Raw genomic sequence first — 25,394 nt, 5'->3', positions numbered from 1 at the left:
ACAAGTGCCTCCAACGGGGCCTGTCCGGCACGCCGGTGGGGCCATTCGGAGGTAGTGGTCGCGACGTGCGACGATGTGCGGCATGCCGCAGCAGCCCCCCGTTCGGAGCACACCCACGCGCCCGTCGCGTCCGGATGCCTCCATGTCGCTGCTCACCAACGTCATGGACCACAGCCTCGACGACGGATACGCCGAGGCAGCCGCCCGCAAGAAGGCCGCGGGCACCGAGGGCCTGCCGAAGACGGTGCGGGCCAAGCTGGGGCTCGCGGTCGGTCTGGTGCTCGCCGCCCTGGTGGTGACGGTGGGTGCCGCGCAGACGCGGATAAGCGCTCCCGTGGTCGCCAAGGAGCGCGAGGAGCTGATCGACCGCATCCAGGAGGAGACCGCCGCCGCGGACAGCCTCGAGGACTCCGTGGACGAGCTCCGCGACGACGTGAGCACGCGGCAGCGCAAGGCGCTCAAGGACGACGGCGGCGACGGGAACGACCTGGTGGGCATCCTGTCGGGCGCCGTCGAGGTGCACGGCCCCGGGGTCCGGCTCGTGGTGAACGACTCCAAGGGCGCCAGCCAGGGCGGTGACGGTGATCCCCGCGAGACGTCCGGGTTCTCGGACACCGGCCGGGTGCGCGACCGGGACATGCAGAGGGTCGTCAACGGGCTGTGGGCGTCGGGTGCCGAGGCCATCTCGATCAACGGACAGCGGCTCACCGCACTGTCGGCGATCAGGGCCGCCGGCGACGCGATACTGGTCGACAACAAGCCACTGGCCCCGCCCTACACGGTCCTCGCGGTGGGAGACGGGCAGCGGTTGAGCACCAGGTTCCAGAACAGCCCCGACGGGCTGTATCTGCACGCCCTCCATGAGAACTTCGGCATCCGGACGGGCATCTCCGTCGAGGACGACATCAAGGTGCCGGCCGCGCCGAGCGTGATCGTACGAACAGCACAACCGAGCACAGAGAAGGGCACATCGTGATCGCCGTACTGGGCCTCGTCCTCGGAGTCGTGGCCGGCCTGTTGGTCCGGCCCGAGGTACCGGTGGTGGTCGAGCCGTACCTCCCCATCGCCGTGGTGGCGGCACTGGACGCCGTCTTCGGTGGTCTGCGCTCGATGCTGGACGGCATCTTCGACGACAAGGTCTTCGTGGTGTCGTTCCTGTCCAACGTGGTCGTGGCCGCCCTCATCGTCTTCCTCGGCGACAAGTTGGGCGTCGGTGCCCAGCTGTCCACGGGCGTCGTGGTCGTCCTCGGTATCCGCATCTTCTCCAACGCCGCGGCGATCCGCCGGCACGTCTTCCGGGCGTGAGGCAGATGAGCGACCGGGACGCGACGCCGAGGCCGAAGCCGACTCCGAGCGGGGGAGAGGACGACACACCGACGACCCGGCTGCGCCGGGAACTCCCCCAGGAAGTGCCCCCCACAGCCGCCGAGAGGCCCGGAGAGGCCCCCCAGGAGGAGAAGGGCAAGCTGACCGGGCGGCAGCGGCTGGCTCAGGGGATGTGGCCGCCGCGCTTCACCCGCGCCCAACTCATCGTGGCCCTCCTGCTGTTCGGCCTCGGCTTCGGGCTGGCCATCCAGGTGGCCTCCAACAACGACGACAGCGCACTGCGCGGAGCACGTCAGGAAGATCTCGTACGCATCCTCGATGAACTGGATGACCGTACTCAGCGTCTGGAGGAGGAGAAGCAGGGTCTCGAGGATCAGCGCACCGAGTTGGAGAACAGCTCGGACCAGGCCGAGGAGGCGCGCAAGCAGACGGTCGAGAAGGAACGGCAACTCGGCATTCTGGCGGGCACGGTGGCGGCGCAGGGACCCGGCATCACACTGACGATCGACGACACGAAGGGGACGGTCGAGGCGGACATGCTGCTCGACGCGATCCAGGAGCTGCGCGCGGCCGGCGCGGAGGCGATCCAGGTGAACGGCGTACGGGTCGTGGCCAGCACTTACCTGACCGATTCCGGTGACGGAATCAGGGTCGACGGGAACAAGATCACCCAGCCCTTTCGTTTCAAGGTCATCGGCAACCCGCAGGACCTCGAGCCCGCACTGAACATCCCCGGAGGCGTGGTGCAGACACTGGAGAAGGAGCAGGCCACCGTGACCGTGCAGCGGGCGGACAAGATCGTCGTGGACGCCTTGCGGGCGGCGAAGCGGCCTGACTACGCTCGGTCGTCCTCCCAGTGAACCGCGGGTGCATGGGGCCCGTCCGGCCAGGGCATGAGGTTGCGGGGGGTCGGCGCACCGAATGGGTGGTGCGTGGTGGAAACTGTCTGGTGGATACGGACGTTGTGAGGTTGTCCGGCTCGGCCGGTGTGTTCAGTCAGGGTTCGTCCTGCCCCACGGGCGGGTCTGTTTCGGTCAAGGGGAATCGCCCGTGAAGTTGTTTGCGAAGTTGTTCGGCAAGAGCGCGCGAGAGGGCAGCGACAACGCGACCTCCCGCCATCGCGTGCAGCCTTCGGAAGCGGAGGGGCAGGACGGTGAGCGTCCGCTGTTCCGGGACCAGGTCACTGGTCCGGGAGGTGACATTTCCGGAGGTCAGGGCGCGCCGTCTGTTGACCCTGCCCAGTCGGGCCGCATAGGTTTCGGGGAACCGCCAGCCTCAGGTACGGGTGGAGGGTTTGCTTCAGACCCGTATGCGTCCAATGCCCCGGCGGGGCAGCCGCGGCAGGAGGATCCGTCGATGTCGGCCCTGGTGTGTACGAGGTGCGGTAACCGCAACGCGGAGAACAGCCGCTTCTGCTCGAACTGCGGTGCACCGCTGCGGGCCGGCGCGGCCGCCGAGCGTCCGTCCGAGACGACTTCCACGATCTCCATCTCCGGCCTCGAGGCCTATGACTCCGAGGTCACCGGCCAGACCCAGCTGCCGGCGCTCTCCCCCGAGGCCCAGGCCGCCGTCGACGCGCTGCCGCTCGGCTCGGCGCTGCTGGTCGTGCGCCGCGGTCCGAACGCGGGCAGCCGCTTCCTGCTGGACGGCGATCTGACCACGGCGGGCCGTCACCCGCAGAGCGACATCTTCCTGGACGACGTGACCGTGTCGCGTCGCCACGTGGAGTTCCGCCGGGGTCAGGACGGCTCGTTCACGGTCGCCGACGTCGGCAGCCTGAACGGTACGTACGTCAACCGTGAGCGGATCGACCAGGTCGCCCTGCACAACGGTGACGAGGTGCAGATCGGCAAGTACCGGCTGGTCTTCTACGCGAGCCAGCGGGGCTACTGACCCTCCCCCGGACGGTGTCCGGGGGGACCCCAGGGAAGGTCCATGCTTCGAACAACGAGCGGTGGTGCCGACCACGGCACCACCGCCGCGGACAGTGGCCTGATGAGCATCGGCACGGTGCTGAACGCGCTGCGCGACGAGTTCCCCGAAGTGACGATCTCCAAGATCCGTTTCCTGGAGTCGGAGGGGCTCATCGAGCCGCAGCGGACCCCCTCGGGGTATCGCAAGTTCAGCGCCGAGGACGTCGAGCGGCTCGGACACGTCCTCAGGATGCAGCGGGACCACTATCTGCCGCTCAAGGTGATCCGTGAGTATCTGGAGGCCCTGGAGCGCGGTGAGGACGTACGGCTGCCGTCCGTGGGGCGCCAGCGCGACATCGGTGACGGAGAGCGCCTGAGCGAGCTCTTCGGGGAGCCCGAGGAGCCGACGGCCGCCCGGATCGGGCGCGGCGAGCTCGTCGCGGGAGCCGGGATCGACGAGGAGCAGCTGGCCGAGTGGGAGTCGTACGGGCTGGTGGCCCCGCTGCCGGACGGCTCGTACGACGCCGAGGTCCTCACTGTCGCCACGCTTGTGGTGGAACTGGGGCGGTTCGGTATCGAGCCCCGGCATCTGAGGGTGATGCGGGCCGCCGCGGACCGAGAGGCGGGGCTCGTCGACCAGGTTGTGGCGCCGCTGAGGCTCCACCGTAATCCGCAGACCAGGGCGCATGCGGAGGACCGTGCGAGGGAGCTGGCGGGGCTCACGGTCAAGCTGCACGCGGCGCTCGTGCAGAGCGCGCTGGGGGTACGGCTCCGCTGAGGCGTGGTGTTCGCCTTGGGCGGATCGGTCGGCCGATCTGTGCCCGACTACCCAAACATCCCGGGCACGGCCTAGGGTTGCTGTGTGAACGAGCTCGATGTCGTAGGTGTCCGGGTCGAAATGCCCTCCAACCAACCGATCGTGCTCCTGCGCGAAGTGGGAGGCGACCGTTACCTCCCCATCTGGATCGGGCCGGGGGAGGCGACGGCGATCGCTTTCGCCCAACAGGGCATGGCCCCCGCGCGACCGCTGACCCACGACCTGTTCAAGGACGTGCTGGAGGCCGTCGGCCAGGAGCTCACGGAAGTGCGCATCACCGACCTGCGTGAGGGCGTCTTCTACGCGGAGCTGGTGTTCGCCAGTGGAGTCGAGGTGAGTGCCCGGCCCTCCGACGCCATAGCGCTGGCCTTGCGTACCGGGACGCCGATCTTCGGCAGTGACGGGGTGCTCGACGACGCGGGCATCGCGATCCCGGACGAGCAGGAGGACGAGGTCGAGAAGTTCCGCGAGTTCCTCGACCAGATCTCGCCCGAGGACTTCGGAACGAACAGTCAGTGAGGCCGGGCGGGCCGTGTCGTACGGGACTGTGGGGCCTTGACGCCGCCGGTCGCCGCGCCGTCGGCGGACTCTCGCGGCGGATGAGACGGGCCACGGGTGCCGCCTGCGGGAGGTCGCCGCGCGAACGACGGGCGGAGACGTGGGCGGCGTGACTCTCCGGAGGTCGGCACATGCCCAGGGTCAGTGCGCTGTCAGGCAGCTCGGCCGGAGCGCATTCGGCTAGCCTTTCCCCACGGGAGGGCACGGGAAACCACTCTCAAGGTGATTATCACTCGGCGTGGCGAATGCGGTGGTCGTTGACGCACCCCTGGTGGCTGCCTACCGTCGATAAGGCAGGTCAAGGACGGAGGTCGGCGTGAGAAGCAGCGGCGACGGTACGGCTGGGGGTGTCCCCGGACGCATGCTGGGGGACAGTGACCCGTACCCGCTTCACGGCAGCGCGGCCGGTCACGTCCCGCAGCGGCCCACGGCCGTGCAGGACAGCGCGGATGCGGAGTTCGAGCCGCACGAGAGCGTCGGCTACCGCGGTCCCACCGCGTGTGCGGCCGCCGGCATCACCTACCGGCAGCTCGACTACTGGGCTCGCACCGGTCTCGTGGAGCCGAGTGTGCGGTCCGCTCAGGGCTCGGGCACGCAGCGCCTCTACAGCTTCCGGGACGTCGTCGTCCTGAAGATCGTGAAACGGTTCCTCGACACGGGGGTCTCGCTGCAGAACATCCGCACCGCGGTCCAGCACCTCCGGGAGCGGGGCTTCAGCGATCTGGAGCGGATGACGCTGATGAGTGACGGGGCGACGGTCTACGAGTGCACCTCGCCCGACGAGGTCCACGCCCTGCTCCAGGGCGGCCAGGGGGTCTTCGGGATCGCCGTAGGGGTGGTCTGGCGTGATGTGGAAAGCGCTCTCTCGCAGCTGCACGGGGAGCGGGTCGACACGGGGGAGACGCTCGTGGGCCAGAATCCGGCGGACGAGCTCGCGCGGCGGCGGAACCGGGCGGTCTGACCGGCCCCGCCGCTCGTCGTACGGGGCGTTGTCAGTGGCGTAGGGCAGCATCGGAGATGTGAGAACCGCGCCCACGATCCTGCATCTCGACATGGATGCCTTCTACGCCTCGGCGGAGCAGGCGTCCAAGCCGAGTCTGCGGGGGAAAGCCGTGGTCGTGGGTGGGCTGGGGCCGCGTGGGGTGGTCGCGACCGCCTCGTACGAGGCGCGGGTCTTCGGGGTGCACTCGGCGATGCCGATGGCGCAGGCGCGCCGGCTCGCGCCGAACGCCGCGTATCTGACGCCGCGCTTCACGTTCTACCGGGCGGTCAGCGATCAGGTCATGGGGTTGTTGCGTGATCTGTCGCCACTGGTGGAGCCGTTGAGCCTGGACGAGGCGTTCGTGGACCTGGAGTCCGGGGGCGCGGCCCGGGACGCGGAGTCGGCGCGGCTGGTGGGGGAGCGGCTGCGTGCGGACATACGGGCGGTGACGGCGCTCACGGGGTCCGTGGGGCTCGCGGCCTCCAAAATGCTCGCGAAGATCGCCTCCGAGCAGGCCAAGCCGGACGGGCTGGTGCTGATCGAGCCCGGGACCGAGCGGGCGTTGTTGGGGCCGATGTCCGTGCGGATCCTGCCGGGCGTGGGGCCGGCGACCGGGGATCATCTGCGGCGGGCCGGCATCACCACGGTCGAGGAGATCGCGGAGGCGGGGGAGGACGAGGTCGTACGGCTGCTGGGGAAGGCCCATGGGCACGGGCTGTACGCGATGGCGCTGGCGCGGGACGACCGGGCGGTCGTGGCCGAGCGGGACACGAAGTCGGTGTCGGTGGAGGACACGTACGACGTGGACATCCACGACCGGGTGCGGGTTCGGATGGAGGTGCAGCGGCTCGCGGACCGGTGTGTGCGGAGGCTGCGGGAGGCCGGGCTGTCGGGGCGGACGATCGTGTTGAAGGTGCGACGGTACGACTTTTCGACGTTGACCCGATCCGAGACGTTGCGTGGGCCCACGGACGACCCCGCGGTGGTGCGGGAGGCCGCGGGGCGGTTGCTGGAGGCCGTGGACACGACGGGTGGGGTGCGGTTGCTGGGGGTGGGAGTGAGCGGGCTCGCCGACTACACGCAGGAGGACTTGTTCGCGCAGGCGGCCGGGGAGCCGGACCTGGTGGAGGAGGAGGCCGGTTCCGCCGCGGAGGTGTCCGCCGTGGAGGAGCGTGGGGGCGGGGAGCGGCTCTGGAGGGCCGGGCACGACGTGCGGCATGCCGAGTACGGGCATGGGTGGGTGCAGGGGAGTGGGCTGGGGCGGGTGACCGTGCGGTTCGAGACACCGGACGACGTGGGGCCGGGGCGGGTACGGACCTTCAGGACCGATGATCCGGCGCTGGAGGAGGCGGAGCCCTTGCCGTTGGTGCCGGGTGCGGTGCGGGGCTGAGGCTGGTGGGGCTGCCGGTCCGCGTTGTCGGGGTGGGGCGTCGTTGCGGCTGGAGCGAGGGGGCCGACACGAGAAAGTGCGCGGGTTTGCGCGGGTCCGAGGGGGCCGCACGAGGGGCCGCGTCGGGTGAGGGCAGTGGCGTGGGAGACGCGGGGTGGGGGTGAGGTGCGTCAGAGGCGGGGCGAGGTGGGGGCGAGAAGCGTCAGCGGCCGCGTGGTCGAGTGCCGGGAGTCTCTGCGGCCGCAGGGGTGCGCTGGAGCAGAGGCCGCAGGGGGTGAGGGGGAGCGGGCTCGGGAGACGTGTGGGGGTTGGGATGAGGGTCTTGCTCAGGGTTCTTCCTGGCCCGTCACGTTGCCGAAGTCGTGGTCCATGGGCGGGGGTGGGGCCAGGTCGAGGCCGTAGTGGTGGTAGAGCTGGAGTTCTTGTTCGGGGGAGAGGTGGCGGCCGACGCCGAAGTCGGGGGCGTCCTTGATGAGGGCGCGGTCGAAGGGGACGCGGAGGGTGCCTTCGATCAGTTCGCTCGGCTCCAGGGGTACGAAGGCGTCGCGACCGAAGAAGCCCATGCGTATCGCCGCCCACTCGGGGATGCCGGTGGCGTCGTCGAGGTAGACCTCGTCCACGGTGCCGATCTTGCTGCCCTTGCGGTCGAACGCCTTGCGGCCGATCAGGTTGCGCGGATCGATGTCGGTCTGCACGGGCCCTCCAAGAGGTCGCAGAGGAGTCGCGAATCATCCTCACCCCTACGAAAAGGCACATTGGGGAAGGTGGCCACTCGAAGACTCGTGCGTGGACCGCGCTGATACGCTGGCACCGGCTGCTGACCCCGTGCGGGAGAGTCCTCCGGACACCATCCGGAGGCGCCGAAGGAGCAAATCCTCCCCGGAATCTCTCAGGCTCACGTACCGCATGGACGAGGTCACTCTGGAAAGCAGGGCGGGTGTCACGGCTTCCGCTCTCACCGACGGTGAAAGCCGGTCCGCACCTGGACCGGTGAAGCTCTCAGGTTGAGATGACAGAGGGGGAGGCCGTACGGGCACCCGTGCCGTGGTGCCCCTCGAAGGTCGTGTCAGACCAGGAGGCCTCCGTAATGACCGCCCATCGCATCCCGCTCTCCGAGCTCGAACAGGGAATCCCCTTCGAGCGGCGCCATATCGGACCGGACGTCGAAGCCCGGGCCAAGATGCTCGCGCACGTCGGATACGGCTCGCTCGACGAGCTGACGGCCGCCGCGGTCCCGGACGTGATCAAGAACGCCGAGGCGCTGGATCTGCCGGGCGCGCGCACCGAGGCCGAGGTCCTCGCCGAGCTGCGTTCGCTGGCGGACCGCAACCAGGTGCTCGGATCGATGATCGGGCTCGGGTACTACGGGACGTTCACGCCGCCCGTCATTCTGCGGAATGTCATGGAGAACCCGGCCTGGTACACCGCCTACACGCCGTATCAGCCCGAGATCTCCCAGGGGCGGCTAGAGGCCCTTCTCAATTTCCAGACCATGGTCGCCGATCTGACCGGGCTGCCCACCTCCGGCGCCTCCTTGCTCGACGAGGGCACCGCCGCCGCCGAGGCCGTGGCGCTCTCCCGGCGTATGGGGAAGAACAAGAAGGGCCTCTTCCTCGTCGACGCGGACGTGCTGCCGCAGACGATCGCCGTGATCGAGACCCGTGCCGAGCCGACCGGTGTCGAGGTCGTCGTCGCCGACCTCGGTGAGGGGATTCCGGCCGACATCGCCGCGCGGGAGATCAACGGGGTGCTGTTGCAGTACCCGGGTGCCTCCGGTGTCGTACGGGATCTGAAGCCGGTCATCGAGCAGGCGCACGAGCTCGGCGCGCTCGTCACCGTCGCCGCCGACCTGCTCGCCCTCACGCTGCTGGTCTCCCCGGGTGAGCTCGGCGCCGACATCGCGGTGGGGACGACGCAGCGGTTCGGTGTGCCGATGGGCTTCGGCGGGCCGCACGCGGGCTACATGGCCGTACGGGAGAAGTTCGCGCGCAGTCTGCCCGGGCGGCTCGTGGGCGTCTCCGTGGACGCGGACGGACACAAGGCGTACCGGCTCGCCCTGCAGACGCGTGAGCAGCACATCCGTCGGGAGAAGGCGACCAGCAATATCTGCACGGCTCAGGTGCTGCTCGCCGTGATGGCCGGCATGTACGCCGTGTACCACGGGCCGGAGGGGCTGCGGACCGTCGCCCGGCGTACGCACCGGTACGCCACCGTGCTCGCCGCGGGACTCACGGCCGGAGGGATCGACGTCGTGCACGGCGCGTACTTCGACACGCTCACCGTGCGGGTGCCGGGGCGGGCCGGTGAGGTCGTGGCCGCCGCGCGGGAACATGGCGTGAACCTGCACCTCGTGGACGCCGACCTGGTGTCGATCTCCTGCGACGAGACGACGACGAGGGCGCAGCTGGGGGCCGTATGGACCGCGTTCGGGGTGGAGGGGGACGTCGAGGCCCTCGACGACGCCGCGGCGGACACGCTGCCCGAGGCGCTGCTGCGGGCGGACGACTACCTCACGCACCCGGTGTTCCACGAGTACCGCTCCGAGACCGCGATGCTGCGCTACCTGCGCCGGCTCGCCGACCGGGACTACGCGCTGGACCGGGGGATGATCCCGCTGGGCTCCTGCACGATGAAGCTCAACGCGACCACCGAGATGGAGCCGGTGACGTGGCCGGAGTTCGGGCAGCTGCACCCGTTCGCGCCCGCCGGGCAGGCGCAGGGGTACCTCACGCTCATTCGTGAGCTGGAGGAGCGGCTGGCGGAGGCCACCGGGTACGACAAGGTGTCCCTGCAGCCGAACGCGGGTTCGCAGGGTGAGCTGGCCGGGCTGCTGGCCGTACGCGGGTACCACCGGGCCCGTGGCGACGAGCAGCGGACCGTGTGTCTCATCCCGTCCTCGGCGCACGGCACCAACGCGGCGAGCGCCGTCATGGCCGGGATGAAGGTCGTCGTCGTGAAGACCGCCGAGGACGGCGAGATCGACGTCGAGGATCTGCGGGCCAAGATCGAGCAGTACCGCGACGAGCTGTCCGTGCTGATGATCACGTACCCCTCGACGCACGGGGTGTTCGAGGAGCACGTGGCCGAGATCTGCGCCCAGGTGCATGACGCGGGCGGCCAGGTGTACGTCGACGGCGCCAACCTCAACGCGCTGGTGGGTCTCGCCAAGCCGGGCCACTTCGGCGGTGACGTCTCGCACCTGAACCTGCACAAGACGTTCTGCATCCCGCACGGCGGCGGCGGGCCGGGCGTCGGGCCGGTGGCGGTGCGCGAGCACCTCGCGCCGTACCTGCCGAACCATCCGCTGCAGCCCGCTGCCGGTCCTGAGACGGGTGTGGGCCCGATCTCCGCCGCTCCCTGGGGTTCGGCGGGCATCCTGCCGATCTCGTGGGCGTACGTCCGGCTCATGGGCGGTGAGGGGCTCAAGCGGGCCACACAGGTGGCGGTGCTCAGCGCCAACTACATCGCCAAGCGGCTGGAGCCGCACTACCCGGTGCTGTACACGGGCCCGGGCGGGCTCGTGGCGCACGAGTGCATCATCGACCTGCGGCCGCTGGCCAAGTCGACCGGGGTGAGTGTCGACGACATCGCCAAGCGGCTGATCGACTACGGCTTCCACGCGCCGACGATGTCGTTCCCGGTGGCCGGGACGCTGATGATCGAGCCGACCGAGTCGGAGGACCTCGGCGAGCTGGACCGGTTCTGCGAGGCGATGATCGCGATCCGCGCGGAGATCGAGAAGGTCGGCTCGGGCGAGTGGCCGGCGGACGACAACCCGCTGCGCAACGCGCCGCACACCGCCGCCGCGCTCGGCGGGGAGTGGGAGCACGCCTACACGCGTGAGGAGGCGGTCTTCCCGGCCGGGGTCTCGCCCGCCGACAAGTACTGGCCGCCGGTGCGCCGGATCGACCAGGCCTTCGGCGACCGGAACCTGGTCTGTTCCTGCCCGCCGCTGGACGCCTACGAAGAGTAGTCGGGCGCGGATACGCGTCGGGGCCGGTTCGGAGAGTGCTTCTCCGGCCGGCCCCTCGTCTGTTCGGGCGGACGTCCTGTGCGGGGACGCTCGCCCTGCGCGCACGTGAGTGCGCTCAGGCGGCCGTCATCACCGTGTCGGTGCCCATGGGGCGGTGTGGGGCGATGATCTGGCCGTCCGGCAGGAGCTCACCGGTGTCCTCGAAGAGCAGAACGCCGTTGCAGAGCAGGCTCCATCCCTGCTCCGGGTGGTGCGCCATGAGTCGGGCGCCTTCCCGGTCGGCGGATTCGGCTGTCGGGCACAGTGGCTGGTGCTGGCACATGATTGTTGGGATCTCTCGGTTTGTCGTGTGGTCTGAGATGGCTGTTTTGTCTGTCCCGCGGCTTGAAGCCCCGTTCATGGCCGCCCCCCGTTGATAAATCGGTCCGGTCCCAGTGTTGCCCCACGGGCGTCAATCCGCAGGCATTTCGCAGCACGGCTTCTTCACAGGTTGATGACGCATCGCCCGCGTGGACGGTTCATCCGAACCGCACTGCCCCTTCGGGTGGTTCGCAGTGGTCGGATGGGGCTAGTCCGATGGCGGGAAGGCCTGTGAATAGCTCGTACGAGCGTATTGACGCCCGAAAGAGCGGCAATTCTCGGTAGGGGCATACAAGCGCCCCGTCACCGGGATATCGGTGGCGGGGCGCAAGCGGTACGAAGGGCGAGGCGGCCCTGGTTTCAGGCGGGCGATCCCAGGAGTGGAGCGGGCGTCAGCCGGATGGTCAGTACCGGGAGGAGATCGGCGACCCGGTGGGGGCGGTGGGCCGCGATGCCGGGTGGTGCGGGCGCCAGCGGGACCAGTAGGTCGGAGGGTGCCGGGTGGCCGGTGGCGCCGTCGGCGGTGGGGTCGGCGTGCAGCCAGAGCGTGAGCATGTACAGCTCGGGCACCGACAGCAGGCGTGGCTGGTAGGGCTGCTGCATGACCTCGGCCTGGCGCAGGGCGCGTTCGGTGGAGGCGATGTACGGGCCCTCGAAGAAGTGCGAGAACGCCCAGCCGTCCGGGGTCAGCCGGGTCTCGGCGGCGGCCACGGCGCGGTCGCCGCAGCGGATCAGGAACCGCCATCCGGTGAGCCGGGCCGTGCCCGTGCCCTCCGGGGTGATCCGGTCGAGTACGTGGAGGGGCAGCGGGAGTTCGGGTGTGGCGGGGCCCTGTGCGTTCTTCAGGGAGGGGGTTCGCGCCTCGTGGACGGCGGTGGGGGAACCGAGTGCCGTGAGGACGGTGCGCAGGGCGGGCGCGGGAGCCGGGGGTACATGCAGCGGCATGGTGGGTCGCCTCTCAATTCGACAGGCACGGTGGCGCGAGGGCGGGGGCGGACGGCGCTGTCAGCTCTCGGGGATCGGAGAGACGGGTGCCCGGGGTCCGGTGCGTGGGTAGGGTCCGCCGCGTGTGGCCTGACGGCAGGACCGAGGACCGCGAGTGCCGGCTCTCAGCCTCGTTTGCGGAGTTTATACGACACGTGTTCACACGATGTTTCGTCTAGCCGTTCCGGATATGAAGAGCAAGGCGGTATCCGGTCGCCGGAACATGGGTGGAACCCCGTTTTCCCGTGGGGGTACGTCGGTGACCTCGGATTACCGTCGCGTAGCGGACGGCCGGTTCCCGTCGGCGCTTTTCACGAAAGCGCAACAGGCGGAAAGCGCGTGCTCATTCTTGCCCGCTGAATGTGCCAGAAGCACGCCGAGTGAATAAGGTCGGAGGCAACCGGGTTCAGCCTAGCGTGCGCAGGTCGCGCTCGGGACGTTATCAGTGGCTCTACGGGGGCATCATCATCCGTGGACCCGGGACAGCAGTGGCCGGTTCGTCGGCCTGCCCACCCATCCAAGGAGGGACACCTAGATGGGAGAGAAGGTCGTGGCGGGGCCGTTCGGCCTCTCCGATCGTCAGCAGTACCGCGACAAGCTTCGGCAGTGCCTGGCGGGGCTGGCGCGACTGCTGGAGGAGAAGCGGTTCGACCGCCCCAAGAACCTCATGGGGGTGGAGATCGAGCTGAACCTCGTCGACGGCGACGGTCTGCCGAGAATGATGAATGCGCAAGTACTTGAGCGGATTGCGAGCCGAGATTTCCAAACAGAACTCGCCATGTTCAATCTGGAAGTCAACATAGCTCCACACCGGTTGGGCGGGCGGGTATTCGACCAGCTTTCCGAGGAGCTGCGCACCTCCCTCGCGTATGCCGACCGCAAGGCGATCGAGGTGGGCGCGGGAATCGTGATGATCGGCATTCTGCCCACACTGGGCCGTGACGACCTGGTCTCCTCGAACCTCTCCGCCGGCGACCGCTACACCCTGCTGAACGATCAGATCGTCGCCGCCCGAGGTGAGGATTTCACCCTGGACATCGACGGGGTGGAGCGGCTCGTCTGCACCTCGAAGTCCATCGCGCCCGAAGCCGCCTGCACCTCCGTGCAGTTGCACCTCCAGGTCACCCCGGGCCGGTTCGCCGACGTGTGGAACGCCGCCCAGGCGGTCGCCGCCGCACAGGTCGCCATCGGCGCCAACTCGCCCTTCCTGTTCGGGCACGAGCTGTGGCGCGAGTCGCGGCCGCCGCTGTTCCAGCAGTCCACCGACACCCGGCCGCCCGAACTCCAGGCCCAGGGGGTACGGCCGCGCACCTGGTTCGGGGAGCGCTGGATCTCTTCGGCGTACGACCTCTTCGAGGAGAACCTGCGGTTCTTCCCGGCGCTGCTGCCGATCTGCGACGACGAGGATCCGATGGGCGTCCTCGACGCGGGCGGTGTTCCCTCACTCGCCGAACTCACCCTGCACAACGGCACGATCTACCGTTGGAACCGGCCTGTCTACGGCATCGCCGACGGGGTCCCGCACCTGCGCGTCGAGAACCGGGTACTGCCCGCCGGGCCGACCATCACGGACGTGATCGCCAACGCGGCTTTCTACTACGGGGTCGTGCGCGCCCTCGCCGAGGAGTCGCGGCCCGTCTGGACGCGGCTGCCGTTCGAGGCGGCCGCCGCCAACTTCGACGAGGCGTGCCGGCACGGCATCGAGGCGCGGTTGCAGTGGCCGCGCGGGCGGTACGGCGGGGTGGGACCGGTGGACGCGGTGAACCTCGTACGGGACGAGCTGTTGCCGCTTGCCGAGGCGGGGCTGGACGCGTGGGGTGTCGAGCCGGTCGACCGGGACTTCTACCTCGGGGTGATCGAGGAGCGTTGCCGGCGCCGGGCCAACGGGGCGTCCTGGCAGGTGGAAACGTTCCATCGGGCTCTGGCCAAGGGCCTTGGCCGGGATGCGGCGCTGGCCGCCACGACGCGGCGCTACGGCGAGCTGATGCACTCCGGGGAGCCGGTCCACAGCTGGCCGGTGGGGCTGCCGGAGCCGGTGCCGCTGGGCTGAGGGGCCGTCTGCGAGGCAGCCGCCGGAATGTTCCGGACCGCCGCGGGTGATGATGGACCCTCGGCGGGGCCGGACAACTGGAGGCGTGGGTGCAGGGGCAGGCGGAGTCGGTGGAGGACGCGGTGCCGTGGGAGCGGCCGGGCCGACGGGTTCTGAGGGACGAGACGCTGCTCGTGCTCGGGATCTCGCTCGGCGCGAGCGGGGTGTCCGCGCTGATCAGCTTCATCGGATCGGTCACCAAGCCGGGCGGGCTGAAGGACCAGGCGGCCACCATGAACGCCTCGGCCGCGCCGGGCCGGCCCTGGCTCGACCTCGCGTGGCAGCTCTTCGGGATCACGACCGCCCTGGTGCCCGTCGCCCTGGTCGCGCACTTCCTGCTGCGCGAGGGCGCGGGGCTGCGCACCCTCGGGTTCGACCGTACGAAGCCGTGGCCCGACCTCGGCCGGGGCGCGGCGATCGCCGCGGTGATCGGCAGCACCGGGATCGCCTTCTATCTGGCGGCGCGCGGCCTCGGCTTCAACCTCACCGTGGTGCCGGAGGCGCTGCCCGAGGTGTGGTGGAAGTACCCCGTACTGATCCTCTCCGCGATCCAGAACGCGGTCCTCGAAGAGGTCATCGTGGTCGGGTACCTGCTGCGCCGGCTCCAGCAGCTGGGCTGGTCACCGGGGAGCGCGCTGGCGGCCAGCTCGGTGCTGCGCGGCTCGTACCACCTCTATCAGGGCATCGGCGGGTTCGTCGGCAACATGGTGATGGGCGTGGTGTTCGTCTATCTCTACCGGCGATGGGGCCGAGTGGGCCCGCTCGTGGTGGCCCACTCGCTGCTCGACATCGGGGCGTTCGTCGGGTACGCGCTGCTGGCGGGGAAGGTGGGCTGGCTGCCCACCCCGTGAGAGACGGCCGTACGGGCAGGGCCGCGCCGTCACGGCCGTTCGGTCACGGCCGTGACGTCACGGCGTGCGGTGAGGGTGGTGCGGTCAGGCGAGGAGGTCGCCGTCGATGACCGTGACCGCGCGGCCGGAGAGCAGGGTGCGATCGCCGCGGAGTTCGGTGCGGACGTGGCCCGAGCGGGGGGAGGCCTGGAGGCCGGTGAGCTCCGGGCTGCCCAGGCGCTCGGACCAGTAGGGGGCGAGGGCGGTGTGGGCGCTGCCCGTGACCGGGTCCTCGTCGATGCCGAGGTTGGGGAAGAAGCAGCGCGAGACGTAGTCGTGGCCGGCGGCGGGGTCCGCGGCGCGGGCGGTGGCGATCATGCCGCGCTCGGAGTAGCGGCCGAGGGCCCGAAGGTCGGGGGCGAGGCCCCGGACCGTCTTCTCGTCCGCGAGCTCGACCAGCAGGTCGCCGACGTTCGGGCCGGTGTCGAAGGCGCTGAGCGGCTCGGCGCCCAGGGCCTCGGCGACGCCGTCCGGGACGGGGACTGGAGTGAGGGGCGCGGTCGGGAAGTCCAGGGTGAGGGTGCCGTCCGGCCGGGGCGTGGCGATGAGCACTCCGCTGCGCGTGGCGAACCGCACCGGGCCTTCATGGGTGTTCGTGCTGGTCAGGACGTGTGCGGTGGCCAGTGTGGCGTGGCCGCACAGTGCCACCTCGGCGACCGGCGTGAACCAGCGCAGTGCCCAGTCGGCCTCGCCGCCCTCGGGGAGGGGGTGGGCGAACGCGGTCTCGGCGTGGTTGACCTCCTTGGCCACGTTCTGCAGCCAGGCGTCGTCCGGGAAGGCGTCGAGGAGGAGAACTCCGGCGGGGTTGCCGGAGAAGGGGCGGTCGGTGAAGGCGTCGACGATACGAATGCGCATGGGACGACGCTAGGCGGTCGGTGACGCCACGGACCAAGTCCAATTCCGGGATGGTGGACCGGTTTTTCGGGGCCATCCAGGCCATTCCCGGGGGCCGGCATCCGTATGGCGCGGGAAGGGCGGGCTAGTGGACGGAGAAGCCGCCGTCGACGAAGATCGCCTGCCCGGTGATGTAGCCGGCGGAGCGGCCGGCCAGGAACACGGCGGCTCCGGCGAAGTCGTCGGCCTGGCCGTTGCGGCCGGCCAGGGTGCGGGCGGCGAGCGCGGCCACCTTCTCCGGGTCGGAGGACAGCCGCGTGTTGAGCGGGGTCGGGACGAAGCCGGGGACCAGGGTGTTGCAGGTGACGCCGTGGGGCGACCACTCCTCGGCCTGCGAGCGGGCCAGCGACTCCAAGGCGCCCTTGGAGACGCCGTACGCGCCGCTTCGGACGAACGCCCGGTGGGCCTGCTGGGAGGTGATGTGGATGATGCGGCCGTAGCCCCGCTCGGCCATGCCGGGCCCGAAACGCTGGCCCAGCAGGAAGGGCGCGTCCAGGTTCACGGCCATGGTGGTGTCCCACACGTCCTCGCCCAGCTCGCTCAGCGGCGGACGCAGGTTGATGCCGGCGCTGTTGACGAGGATGTCGGGCTCGCCGAACGCCTCGACCGTCTGCTCCGCCGCCGCGCGCACACCGGCACGGGTGCTCAGGTCGCCGCTCACCCAGGCCGCCCGGCAGCCGTCCGCCGTCAGTTCCTCGACCGTGGCCGTCAGCTCCGCCTCCTTGCGCGCGACGATCACCACGCTCGCTCCCGCCCGGGCGAGGGCCCCGGCGATGGCCTTGCCGATGCCGGAGCTGCCGCCCGTCACCACGGCGACCCGGCCGTCCAGCGAGAACAGTTCGGAGAGGTAGGTGTCGGAGATCATTCCCGCACCCTAGAGGGCGCGTCGACGGCGATGGTGTGCGGGGGAGCGGCGGTGTCCTGCACCGCAATTCCCCGGCCCGGTCATTCCGGTGGGGTCCGGGTGTCGATGACGTGGTCGATCGCGGCGGTGACGTCCGCTGCGATGTACGTGGGCCGGTACGCGTCCTGGGCCCAGGCCCGGCCGTTCGCCACCCACACGCTGCGCAGACCGAGTGCCTCCGCCCCGGCGATGTCGGCGTGCGGCGAGTCGCCGATGACGCACGCGCTGGGCAGGGCGAGGCCGACGGTGGCGGCCGCGGCGTGGAAGATCTCCGGTTCGGGCTTCTTGTGGCCGACGGCTTCGGACACGACCCAGCCCTGGACGAGCCGGTCGAGCCCGGTGTTGCGGATCTTCGCTTCCTGCTGGACGGTTCGGCCGTTGGTGACGATCACAGGGGTCCAACCGCCTGCCCTTGCTTTTTCCAATGCCTCGCGGGTGGCGGGTGCCAGGACGACGCGGTCGGCGGCGCCGGTGTCGAGCAGGGCGCGGACGGCGGCGGGCGGCACCGCGTTCTCGTAGCGGTCGGTCAGGGCGGCGCCGACCTCGTGGCGCGGGGTGTAGCCGCCGGCGTCGACGGCCGTCACCCACGCCAGGTCGGCGTCGGGCAGGCCGTGCTCGGCGAGGAAGGCGGCCGCGGCGTCACGGAAGGCCGCGTCGCGGTCGATCAGGGTGTTGTCGAGGTCGAGCAGCAGCAAGGGCATGTGCGGCAGTAGAGCACGACGGCGTGCCGAGTCGGGGGTTGCCAGGCGACAGTTCCCGATATATCGTTGAGGCATCGCGACAGATCAACGATGGAATGGAGTGATGGCGATGCGTTCCCGTGGACAGGACTTCGGATTCGAGCGTGGACATGGATGCCGTGGTGGGGAGCACCCTCGCGGCCGAGGTGACGGCGAGGCGCCGCGCGCCGCCTTCGGGCCCTTCGGGCCGGGCCATGGTGGTCCCGGGCCGTTCGGACCCTTCGGTGGGGGCCCCTGGGGTGGGCGCGGCCGAGGCGGACCCAGGGGGAGGGCGCGGCGGGGCGACGTACGCGCGTCGATCCTGGCCCTTCTCAAGGACAGGCCCATGCACGGCTACGAGATGATCCAGGAGATCGCCGAGCGCAGTGGCGGGGCGTGGAAGCCCAGTCCGGGCTCGGTGTACCCCACCCTCCAGCTGCTGGAGGACGAGGGGCTGATCGCCAGCGCGAGCGAGGGCGGCAAGAAGCTGTTCTCGCTCACCGAGGCCGGTCGCACCGCGGCCGAAGAAGGGCCCGAGGCTCCCTGGGAGGAGGCCGGGCGCGGGGTCGACTGGGAGGCGCTGAGCGAGATCCGGCAGGCCGGCTTCGGTCTGATGGAGGCGTTCGGCCAGGTCTGGAAGACCGGCGACAAGGACCAGCGCGACAAGGCGCTGTCGGTGATCAACGAAGCCCGCAAGAAGCTGTACCTGATCCTCGCCGACGAGGACTGACGGCAGTGCGTGGATGACATGTGAGAGAAGGCGCCCCGCGGACAGGTCCGCGGGGCGCCTTTCTGCGCGCGGGGCGCGCGCGTGGGGTGGGCGGGGGTGTGGGGTCAGGTGATGAGACCGCCCAGCTTGCGCAGGGACTCGCCGAGCGCGGCCGTGGCGGAGTCCTTGAGCTTGCCCGCCATCAGGGAGACGGCCGCGCCGGTGAACCGGCCGTCGATGCGGACCGTGGTGGCGTCACCGTCGGGGATGAGGGTGTAGCGGGTGGCGAGGTCCACGGCCATGGGGCCCTTGCCGCGGATGGCCAGGGTGCGCGCGGGTTCCAGCTCGGCGATGGTCCACTCGACCTCCGCCGGGAAGCCCATGAGCTTCAGGTTCTCCTGGAAGGTGCCGCCCACCGCGAGGGTCTCCGGGCCGCCCTTGGGGAAGGCGGTGTGGGTCGTGTTCCACTCGCCGTACGCGGACCAGTCGACGAGCCGGGCCCAGACCTGCTCGGCGGGCGCCTCGATGCGTGCCTCCGCGCTGACATCGGCCATGCGACAACCCCTTCGTCTCGGACGGTGGTGTCGCGGAACGTAGCCGTGCGGCTCGGAACATTCAATACTGATGAACTGTCAGGAGTGGGCCCGGGTAGCCGGGTGCCTGGCGCACCTGGCGCACCTGGCGGATGAGCGCCGCGTCGAACAGGTCCCACGCGCGCGGGAGACGGCTCTCGTCGTGGCAGTGCCGGGCCTCCCGGAACAGGTCGGCGGGCAACGCGTTCTCGGGGGCGTACACCCGGTACACGCACTGCCTGCCGTCGATCGCCGGCAGGGTCACCAGCCAGCACCCGCTCTCCATGCCGTGAGGGACGAGCGCCGGTGCGATGCGGTTGCGAGCGGGGCGCGGGGCGAGGCGGCGCGCGCCCCTGGGGCGGGAGCGATCGGATCTCATCCGTAGGGAGGAGACGAGGGCCCTCCCTGCGCAACCTGTGTCGGACGCGAAGATGCTTCCTTTCGTGGATGACCCGGGGGTGGCGGAACTGATGGGGTGGAGGGCGTGCGATCCCGTATTCCCCGGCAGTCGGCCGTCGACCATGGTCCGGACCACGTGGAGACCGAGGGCAGGCTCACGGATGAGTTGGCCTCGGTGGTCACCGGTGCGCGCAGACGGGCCCTCCGTGACGGGGACCGGCAGATCGACACCGCTCATCTGCTGCACGCGCTCCTGGAGTCCGACCCCGAGGTCCGCGCCGTGTTCGACGCCCCGCAGGTCGCCCGGCTGCTCGGCTATCTGGTGCAGCGCAGCATCGGCTACGGACTGCGCTGGCGGATCGGTGTCGAGGATGCCGGTGTCGTCCCGGGGGTGCCGGGCACGCCCGGCTGGTCGCCGGTGGCGGCCCGGGCGATGACGCAGGCGTACGACCGTGCCGTGCGGCGGGGCGAGTGGTCGGCCCACGGCGTCGATCTGCTCGCGGTGCTGGTCGCGGCCGCGGGGTCGAGGGCGGTGGAAGTGCTGGGCACCATGGGCGTCGACGTGGGGGCGGTGGCGCGGCGGATCGCGAGGACGGGCGAGGGCCGGGGCGAGGCGTACGTGGTGGGCGGAGAAGGGGAGCGTTGATCCGCGCCCACCCGGGGTCCAGTCGGTGAGACAGGTGTCATCGGGGGTGACGCTCCTGTCGTCGGCTGTCATCATGTGCCGGTGCATACGTCTCAGGGGAGTCAGGGACAACGCGGGCCCGGGGCCGGGCTGGTGCTCGCGCTCGGGTCGGCGGTCGCGTTCGGCGGATCGGGCACCGCGGCCAAACCGCTCATCGAGGCGGGGCTCGACCCACTGCATGTGGTGTGGCTGCGCGTGGTGGGCGCCGCGCTGGTGATGCTGCCGCTGGCCGTGCGGCACCGGGATCTGGTGCGCCGGCGGCCCGCGCTGCTCGTCGGGTTCGGCCTGTTCGCCGTGGCCGGTGTGCAGGCCTTCTACTTCGCGTCGATCTCCCGCATCCCCGTCGGCGTCGCCCTCCTCGTGGAGTACCTCGGCCCGGCCATCGTCCTCGGCTGGGTGCGGTTCGTGCAGCGGCGGCCGGTGACGCGGGCCGCGGCGGTCGGGGTCGTCCTCGCGGTCGGTGGCCTCGCCTGTGTCGTCGAGATCTGGTCGGGGCTGAGCTTCGACCCGCTGGGGCTGCTGCTCGCGCTCGGGGCCGCCTGCTGTCAGGCCGGGTACTTCGTGCTGTCCGACCAGGGGAGCGACGCGGGGGCGGAGGCGCCGGATCCCCTCGGGGTCATCGCCTACGGCTTGCTGGTGGGCGCGGTGGTGCTCACGGTGGTGGCCCGGCCGTGGGGGATGGAGTGGGCGGTGCTCGGGGGTGTCGCGCGGATGGACGGCACGGCTGTCCCGGCGTGGTTGCTGCTCGGGTGGGTCGTGCTGATCGCCACGGTGCTCGCGTATGTCACCGGCGTGGTGGCTGTGCGGCGGTTGTCTCCGCAGGTGGCGGGGGTGGTGGGGTGCCTGGAGGCGGTGGTGGCGACCGTGCTCGCGTGGGTGCTGCTGGGGGAGCATCTGTCTGCGCCGCAGCTCGTGGGCGGGGCGGTGGTGTTGGCCGGGGCGTTCGTCGCGCAGCGGTCCGCGCCGGGGAGGAGTTCGCCGCGGCCGGTGGCGTCCGGCGGGGAGGGTGTCGAACCGGAGCTGTCGGTGGGGCGTCGCCGATGAGGCCGATGAGGCTGATGAGGGGACGAGCGGCTCCGGCCGGCCCGCTGGAAGCCCCGTTGGGGTCTCGTGGTCAGCGGGGCGGGTGTGGTTGCTCGTGCGGTTCCCCGCGGCCCTTGAGGTGCGGGCGCGGTGGGCCGGCGGGCAGACGGATCGCCCCGGCTGCCCGCCGGACGGGCATCACAGGGTCTTGAGGTAGTCGGGGAGTTCGGTGCCCGGTGCCAGGTCGGGGTCGGGGATCGGGGTCTCGTAGCCCTTGCGGAGGGGGACGACGCCGGCCCAGTGCGCGAGGGCGAGGTCTTCGGGCTCGTCGTTGACGCCGCCGGTGCGGGTCTTGGCGGAGACCTCGTTCAGATCGAGGCGGATCACGGCGGTGGCCGCGAACTCCTTGCCGTTGGCGGGCCGGGAGTCCTGCGAACGGCCCGGCACGACATGGTCGACGAGGGCGTCCAGGGCGATCCGGCGCTCCTCCGGGGCGGTGACCTGGTGGGCGGTGCCGTGCACCACGACCGAGCGGTAGTTGATCGAGTGGTGGAAGGCGGAGCGGGCCAGGATCAGCGCGTCCACGTGCGTCACCGTCACGCACACCGGGAGGCCCGGGTCGGCCTGGCCCGTCATCCGCAGCGGACGCGAGCCCGTCGAACCGTGCACGTAGAGCGTCTCGCCGACCCGGCCGTACAGCGTGGGCAGCACCACCGGGGCACCGTCGCGCACGAAGCCGAGGTGGCAGACGTACCCCTCGTCGAGTATCGCGTGCACCAGTTCCCTGTCGTACGAGGCCTTCTGTGTGCCCCGGGTGGGGACGGTGCGGTCGGTGGGGGTGTAGGCGGCGGGCGGTGGAGTCGTCGGCTGTGGTGTCGTCGACCGAGGGGTCCCCGTCATTGCGTTCTCCATTGCGCTAGTGCATAATCTGCTTTGTGCTAGGAGAATACATGATCACGGGGCGGCGTGCGGCGGAGATTGCGGCGAGCGTCGAGCGGGCGGTGGGGGAGGGCGAGTTGGAGCCCGGTCAACTGCTGCCGCCCATGCGGGAGTTGGCGGATCGTCTGGGGGTGAACCCGAACACCGTCGCGGCCGCCTACCGCACGCTGCGCGAGCGCGGGGTCATCGAGACCGCCGGGCGGCGGGGGAGCCGTGTGCGGCCCCGGCCGGCGACTACGGGGCGCGAGTACATCCGGGTGGACGTGCCGGAAGGGGTGCGCGACCTCGCCGACGGAAATCCCGACACGACCTTGCTGCCGCGCCTGGCGCAGGTCTTCGCGGCCGCCGCCGAGCAGGGCGACCGCGAGCCCGTGCTGTACGGATCGGCGGCCGTGGAACCCGAGTTGGCGCGGATCGCGCGGGCCGACCTGGACGCCGACGGGGTGCCGGGCGGGCCGGTCACCGTCACCTCCGGGTCTCTCGACGCCATCGAGCGGGTTCTGGCCGTCCACCTCAAGTCCGGGGACGCCGTCGCCGTCGAGGACCCCGGCTGGGGCAGTGTGCTCGACCTCGTCCCGGCGCTCGGACTGCGCGTCGTCCCGGTCGGCGTCGACGACGAAGGGCCGCTCCCCGACGACGTACGCCAGGCGCTGGCGGCCGGGGCGCGGGCCCTGATCGTCACCGACCGGGCGCAGAACCCGACCGGCGCGGCCGTGAGCGCCGCACGCGCGCGTGCCCTGCGGTCCGTGCTGAGGGAGCATCCGGAGACCCTGCTCATCGAGGACGACCACGGCTACCGGATCGTCGACCAGCCCCCCCATCCGCTGGCCGAGGTCACCCGTAGCTGGGCGTTCGTGCGGTCGGTCGCCAAGGCGTACGGCCCCGACCTGCGGCTGGCGGTGCTCACCGGGGACGCCGCCACCGTCGACCGGGTGCGGGGACGCCAGCGGCTGGGGCCGGGCTGGGTGAGCCGGGTGGTGCAGCGGGCCGTCGTGCGGCTGTGGTCCGGTGACGCGGTGGACGCTCCGGCCGTGGCGGCGGCGTACGGGCGGCGGCGGGACGCGCTGATCGGCGCCCTCGCGCGGCGCGGGGTCGAGGCGCACGGGGTCAGCGGGATGAACGTGTGGATCCGGGTCCCGGACGAGACCGGCGCGGTCGCCCGGCTGTTGCACGCGGGCTGGGCCGTCGCGCCCGGCGCTCGCTTCCGGATGAGGGCCCCGCAGGGGATCCGGATCACCGTCTCCACCCTCACCGAGGAGGAGATCGGGAGGGTGGCGGACGCGGTGGCCTCGGCGATCGGGCCGGGGGCGGGGACGGGGTACGCGTGAGGTCGTCCGCGGCGGCTCAGTCGCGCGGCCTCGCCTGGGTCAGTGCCGCGCCCGCCAGGACGATCGCCGCGCCGACCGGGGTCGACCACGTCAGGGACTCGCCGAGGAGCGTGACGCCGGCGGCCGTGGCGATGACCGGGATGAAGTAGGTGACCATCTGGGCCGTCGTCGGGCCGACCTCGGACACGAGGCCGTACTGGACGAGCATGGCGACCCCCGTGCCGAGGGCGCCGAGCGCGACGATCGCCAGCAGGGGCAGGACCGGGAAGCTGCTCGGCAGGGACGTGAACAGCGGCGTGACGAAGGCCAGTTGGGCGGTGGCCAGCAGGAGTTGGGCGCCGGTGAGGGAGAGGTGTGACGAGGAGGTGCCGGCCAGGGTGCGGCGGACGTAGATCCAGCCGATCGGATAGCTGAGGGAGGCCAGCAGGGCCATCGCGGTGCCCGAGGCGTCCAGGCCGCTGAAGCCCTGCCAGGCGCCGAGCACGGTGAGCACGCCGAGGAAGCCGAGACCGAGACCGGCGACCCGCACCCGCGTCGGGCGGTCCTCCGAGAGCGCGACCAGGGAGAGGGCCATGCCCCACAGGGGTGAGGTCGCGTTGCAGATGCCCGCCAGCGTGGAGGGGACGGTCAGCTCCGCGTAGGCGAACAGGGAGAACGGCAGCGCGTTGAGGAGGAGGGCCGCCACCGTCAGGTGCCCCCAGGTGCGGGCGCCACGCGGCAGTCGCTCACGCTTCACCACCATCGCCGCCGCCAGGACCAGCGTGCCGAACAGCAGCCGCCCGAAGGTGACCTGGAAGGGCGCGTACGCCTGCGTGCCCACCTTGATCAGGAGGAAGCTGAAGCCCCAGACGAGGGAGAGGAAGGCGAAGCGCAGCCGCCAGTCGACGGCGGCGCGCGGGCGGTCGGGGACGCGGTCGGGGGCTCGGGTGGGCGTGGCGGTGGTCATGCCCACAACGATGATGCCGGACGATCTCGTAGCACAAGCGAGAATCCATGGGAGGAATCTCGTAGCATTGCTTACGTGTTGAACCTGGAGCGCCTGCGCACCCTCGACGCCCTCGCCCGGCACGGCTCGGTCAACGGAGCGGCCGACGGGCTGCATGTGACGACCTCGGCCGTCTCGCAGCAGATGGCCAAGCTGGAGCGGGAGGTGGGGCAGCGGCTCCTCGCCAAGAACGGGCGGGGAGTGCGCCTCACCGACGCCGGGCGGCTGCTCGCCGAGCACGCCGCGCGCATCCTGTCGCAGGTCGAGCTGGCGCAGTCGGAACTGGAGGCGCAGCGGGGGCAGGTGGTCGGCGAGTTGCGGCTGGCGGCGTTCCCGACGGCCGTCCGGGGGCTGTTTCCCGCCGTCTTCCGCGCACTGCGGGACGGTCATCCGGCGCTGCGCGTGCGGTCACGGGAGCTGGAACCCGAACTCGCGATCAACGCGGTGATCCGGGGCGACGTCGACCTGGCCGTCGTCCTCGACTGGTACAACAAGCCGCTGCCCGTGCCCGAGGGGCTCGCCAGGGCCGCGATCCTCGACGACCCGGTGGAGGTGGCGCTGCCCGAGGACCACCCGCTCGTCGGCCGGGACGAGATCGATCTGCGGGAACTGGCGGAGGAGCCATGGGTGGCCTGGCCCGAGGGTGAGTTCTGCCACGAGTGGCTGCTCTACACGCTCCGCGCCCACGGCATCGAGCCCCACATCGCCCACCGCGCCGGCGAGCACCACACCCAACTCGCCCTGGTCGCCGCCGGGTTGGGTGTCTGCATCGCGCCCCGGCTCGGCCGCGACCCCATGCCGGCCGGCATGCGGACCGTGCCGGTGCGCCCCCGGGTCCACCGCAGCGTCTACGCGGTGTGGCGCGCGGACGCCGACCGGCGGCCGTCGATCAGGGCGGCCGTGGAGGCGCTGAGGGCGGCGGGGGCCGTGTGCGGGGCGGGTTGAGCTCTCACGG

25 protein-coding genes, 1 pseudogene and 1 riboswitch are annotated in these 25,394 nt (G+C 71.1%); of the genes and pseudogenes, 16 read left to right on the top strand and 10 right to left on the bottom strand.

The annotated features are described in order from the left end of the window. Nucleotides 1-73 precede the first annotated feature (73 nt). The 8 genes from OG202_RS09160 (at nucleotide 74) to OG202_RS09125 (ending at nucleotide 6,986) form a co-directional block, all read left to right on the top strand. Nucleotides 74-976: a DUF881 domain-containing protein gene (locus OG202_RS09160; RefSeq protein WP_327730649.1), complete on the top strand. Its 903-nt coding sequence runs from the start codon at nucleotides 74-76 to the stop codon at nucleotides 974-976. Further along, nucleotides 973-1,305 (top strand): small basic family protein, encoded by a 333-nt coding sequence (locus OG202_RS09155; protein ID WP_326584205.1) that lies wholly within the window; start codon nucleotides 973-975, stop codon nucleotides 1,303-1,305. The genes OG202_RS09160 and OG202_RS09155 overlap by 4 nt, the downstream gene beginning before the upstream one ends. Before the next feature lie 5 nt (nucleotides 1,306-1,310). Next, complete coding sequence (locus OG202_RS09150) at nucleotides 1,311-2,186, top strand: DUF881 domain-containing protein (RefSeq protein WP_327730650.1); 876 nt, start codon at nucleotides 1,311-1,313, stop codon at nucleotides 2,184-2,186. A 61-nt stretch (nucleotides 2,187-2,247) separates the two neighbouring features. After that, nucleotides 2,248-3,219 (top strand): FHA domain-containing protein, encoded by a 972-nt coding sequence (locus tag OG202_RS09145; RefSeq protein ID WP_327730651.1) that lies wholly within the window; start codon nucleotides 2,248-2,250, stop codon nucleotides 3,217-3,219. Nucleotides 3,220-3,261: 42 nt separating this feature from the next. Next, nucleotides 3,262-4,017 (top strand): transcriptional regulator FtsR, encoded by a 756-nt coding sequence (gene ftsR / locus OG202_RS09140; protein WP_326584208.1) that lies wholly within the window; start codon nucleotides 3,262-3,264, stop codon nucleotides 4,015-4,017. 84 nt (nucleotides 4,018-4,101) lie between these two features. Beyond that, on the top strand, nucleotides 4,102-4,575 hold the full coding sequence (locus OG202_RS09135) for a bifunctional nuclease family protein (RefSeq protein WP_005475662.1): 474 nt from the start codon (nucleotides 4,102-4,104) through the stop codon (nucleotides 4,573-4,575). 355 nt (nucleotides 4,576-4,930) lie between these two features. Further along, nucleotides 4,931-5,575, top strand: a complete 645-nt coding sequence (locus tag OG202_RS09130) for a MerR family transcriptional regulator (protein ID WP_327730652.1) — start codon at nucleotides 4,931-4,933, stop codon at nucleotides 5,573-5,575. Nucleotides 5,576-5,633: 58 nt separating this feature from the next. Continuing rightward, nucleotides 5,634-6,986 (top strand): DNA polymerase IV, encoded by a 1,353-nt coding sequence (locus OG202_RS09125; protein ID WP_328222584.1) that lies wholly within the window; start codon nucleotides 5,634-5,636, stop codon nucleotides 6,984-6,986. A gap of 326 nt (nucleotides 6,987-7,312) precedes the next feature. Here the strand turns inward: OG202_RS09125 and OG202_RS09120 are convergent, their stop codons facing one another. Further along, nucleotides 7,313-7,681, bottom strand: coding sequence for a PRC-barrel domain-containing protein (locus OG202_RS09120; protein WP_326584211.1), 369 nt, complete (start codon nucleotides 7,679-7,681; stop codon nucleotides 7,313-7,315). A 123-nt stretch (nucleotides 7,682-7,804) separates the two neighbouring features. Then, a riboswitch (glycine riboswitch) is annotated at nucleotides 7,805-7,901 on the top strand. Nucleotides 7,902-8,073: 172 nt separating this feature from the next. Here OG202_RS09120 and gcvP point away from each other — a divergent pair. Beyond that, the gene (gcvP, locus tag OG202_RS09115; protein WP_327730655.1) at nucleotides 8,074-10,959 is read left to right on the top strand and encodes an aminomethyl-transferring glycine dehydrogenase; all 2,886 of its coding nucleotides are present in this window, start codon (nucleotides 8,074-8,076) and stop codon (nucleotides 10,957-10,959) included. Between the two features lie 115 nt (nucleotides 10,960-11,074). On the opposite strand, the gene OG202_RS09110 is transcribed toward gcvP, so the two are convergent. Together OG202_RS09110 and OG202_RS09105 are read right to left on the bottom strand one after the other, a co-directional pair. Further along, nucleotides 11,075-11,281 carry a DUF5999 family protein gene (locus OG202_RS09110; RefSeq protein WP_326584213.1) on the bottom strand — a complete coding sequence of 69 codons (207 nt, stop codon included), beginning with the start codon at nucleotides 11,279-11,281 and terminating at the stop codon, nucleotides 11,075-11,077. 398 nt (nucleotides 11,282-11,679) lie between these two features. Continuing rightward, nucleotides 11,680-12,264 (bottom strand): hypothetical protein, encoded by a 585-nt coding sequence (locus OG202_RS09105; protein ID WP_326584214.1) that lies wholly within the window; start codon nucleotides 12,262-12,264, stop codon nucleotides 11,680-11,682. Nucleotides 12,265-12,838: 574 nt separating this feature from the next. Here OG202_RS09105 and OG202_RS09100 point away from each other — a divergent pair. Continuing rightward, complete coding sequence (locus OG202_RS09100) at nucleotides 12,839-14,353, top strand: glutamate--cysteine ligase (protein WP_327730657.1); 1,515 nt, start codon at nucleotides 12,839-12,841, stop codon at nucleotides 14,351-14,353. Nucleotides 14,354-14,442: 89 nt separating this feature from the next. Further along, nucleotides 14,443-15,243, top strand: coding sequence for a CPBP family intramembrane glutamic endopeptidase (locus OG202_RS09095; protein ID WP_326584216.1), 801 nt, complete (start codon nucleotides 14,443-14,445; stop codon nucleotides 15,241-15,243). 84 nt (nucleotides 15,244-15,327) lie between these two features. Here the strand turns inward: OG202_RS09095 and OG202_RS09090 are convergent, their stop codons facing one another. From OG202_RS09090 to OG202_RS09080, 3 genes are all read right to left on the bottom strand, one after another. Then, nucleotides 15,328-16,137, bottom strand: a complete 810-nt coding sequence (locus OG202_RS09090; protein ID WP_327730659.1) for a PhzF family phenazine biosynthesis protein — start codon at nucleotides 16,135-16,137, stop codon at nucleotides 15,328-15,330. A 124-nt stretch (nucleotides 16,138-16,261) separates the two neighbouring features. Next, nucleotides 16,262-17,041, bottom strand: a complete 780-nt coding sequence (locus tag OG202_RS09085; protein WP_327730660.1) for an SDR family NAD(P)-dependent oxidoreductase — start codon at nucleotides 17,039-17,041, stop codon at nucleotides 16,262-16,264. Nucleotides 17,042-17,121: 80 nt separating this feature from the next. Continuing rightward, complete coding sequence (locus OG202_RS09080) at nucleotides 17,122-17,781, bottom strand: HAD family hydrolase (protein ID WP_327730661.1); 660 nt, start codon at nucleotides 17,779-17,781, stop codon at nucleotides 17,122-17,124. 109 nt (nucleotides 17,782-17,890) lie between these two features. On the opposite strand from OG202_RS09080, the gene OG202_RS09075 reads away from it, so the two are divergent. Then, a complete protein-coding gene (locus OG202_RS09075) occupies nucleotides 17,891-18,529 on the top strand; it encodes a PadR family transcriptional regulator (protein ID WP_327730662.1) in 639 nt (212 codons plus the stop codon). Nucleotides 18,530-18,633: 104 nt separating this feature from the next. Here the strand turns inward: OG202_RS09075 and OG202_RS09070 are convergent, their stop codons facing one another. Beyond that, the gene (locus OG202_RS09070; protein WP_326584221.1) at nucleotides 18,634-19,062 is read right to left on the bottom strand and encodes a type II toxin-antitoxin system Rv0910 family toxin; all 429 of its coding nucleotides are present in this window, start codon (nucleotides 19,060-19,062) and stop codon (nucleotides 18,634-18,636) included. Nucleotides 19,063-19,183: 121 nt separating this feature from the next. Then, nucleotides 19,184-19,366: pseudogene (locus tag OG202_RS09065) on the bottom strand (hypothetical protein); the annotation flags it as partial. Nucleotides 19,367-19,555: 189 nt separating this feature from the next. Here OG202_RS09065 and OG202_RS09060 point away from each other — a divergent pair. Next, a complete protein-coding gene (locus tag OG202_RS09060; protein WP_405892955.1) occupies nucleotides 19,556-20,125 on the top strand; it encodes a Clp protease N-terminal domain-containing protein in 570 nt (189 codons plus the stop codon). Between the two features lie 75 nt (nucleotides 20,126-20,200). Further along, nucleotides 20,201-21,208 (top strand): EamA family transporter, encoded by a 1,008-nt coding sequence (locus OG202_RS09055; protein WP_326584224.1) that lies wholly within the window; start codon nucleotides 20,201-20,203, stop codon nucleotides 21,206-21,208. Nucleotides 21,209-21,385: 177 nt separating this feature from the next. Here the strand turns inward: OG202_RS09055 and OG202_RS09050 are convergent, their stop codons facing one another. Then, entirely contained in the window at nucleotides 21,386-22,087 is a 702-nt protein-coding gene (locus OG202_RS09050) for a pyridoxamine 5'-phosphate oxidase family protein (RefSeq protein ID WP_328222583.1), read from the bottom strand. 35 nt (nucleotides 22,088-22,122) lie between these two features. Between OG202_RS09050 and OG202_RS09045 the strand changes: the two genes are divergently transcribed. After that, nucleotides 22,123-23,454, top strand: coding sequence for an aminotransferase class I/II-fold pyridoxal phosphate-dependent enzyme (locus OG202_RS09045; protein WP_328222582.1), 1,332 nt, complete (start codon nucleotides 22,123-22,125; stop codon nucleotides 23,452-23,454). Between the two features lie 16 nt (nucleotides 23,455-23,470). Here the strand turns inward: OG202_RS09045 and OG202_RS09040 are convergent, their stop codons facing one another. Further along, nucleotides 23,471-24,400: a DMT family transporter gene (locus OG202_RS09040; RefSeq protein ID WP_326584227.1), complete on the bottom strand. Its 930-nt coding sequence runs from the start codon at nucleotides 24,398-24,400 to the stop codon at nucleotides 23,471-23,473. 75 nt (nucleotides 24,401-24,475) lie between these two features. Here OG202_RS09040 and OG202_RS09035 point away from each other — a divergent pair, with 75 nt between their 5' ends. Next, nucleotides 24,476-25,384 carry a LysR family transcriptional regulator gene (locus tag OG202_RS09035; RefSeq protein WP_328222581.1) on the top strand — a complete coding sequence of 303 codons (909 nt, stop codon included), beginning with the start codon at nucleotides 24,476-24,478 and terminating at the stop codon, nucleotides 25,382-25,384. Nucleotides 25,385-25,394 lie beyond the last annotated feature (10 nt).

Source organism: Streptomyces sp. NBC_00310, assembly GCF_036208085.1.
In the GTDB taxonomy this organism is placed as follows: domain Bacteria; phylum Actinomycetota; class Actinomycetes; order Streptomycetales; family Streptomycetaceae; genus Streptomyces.
Note: the sequence above shows the minus strand (reverse complement) of the source record. Positions and strands in the feature narration are given on the sequence as shown.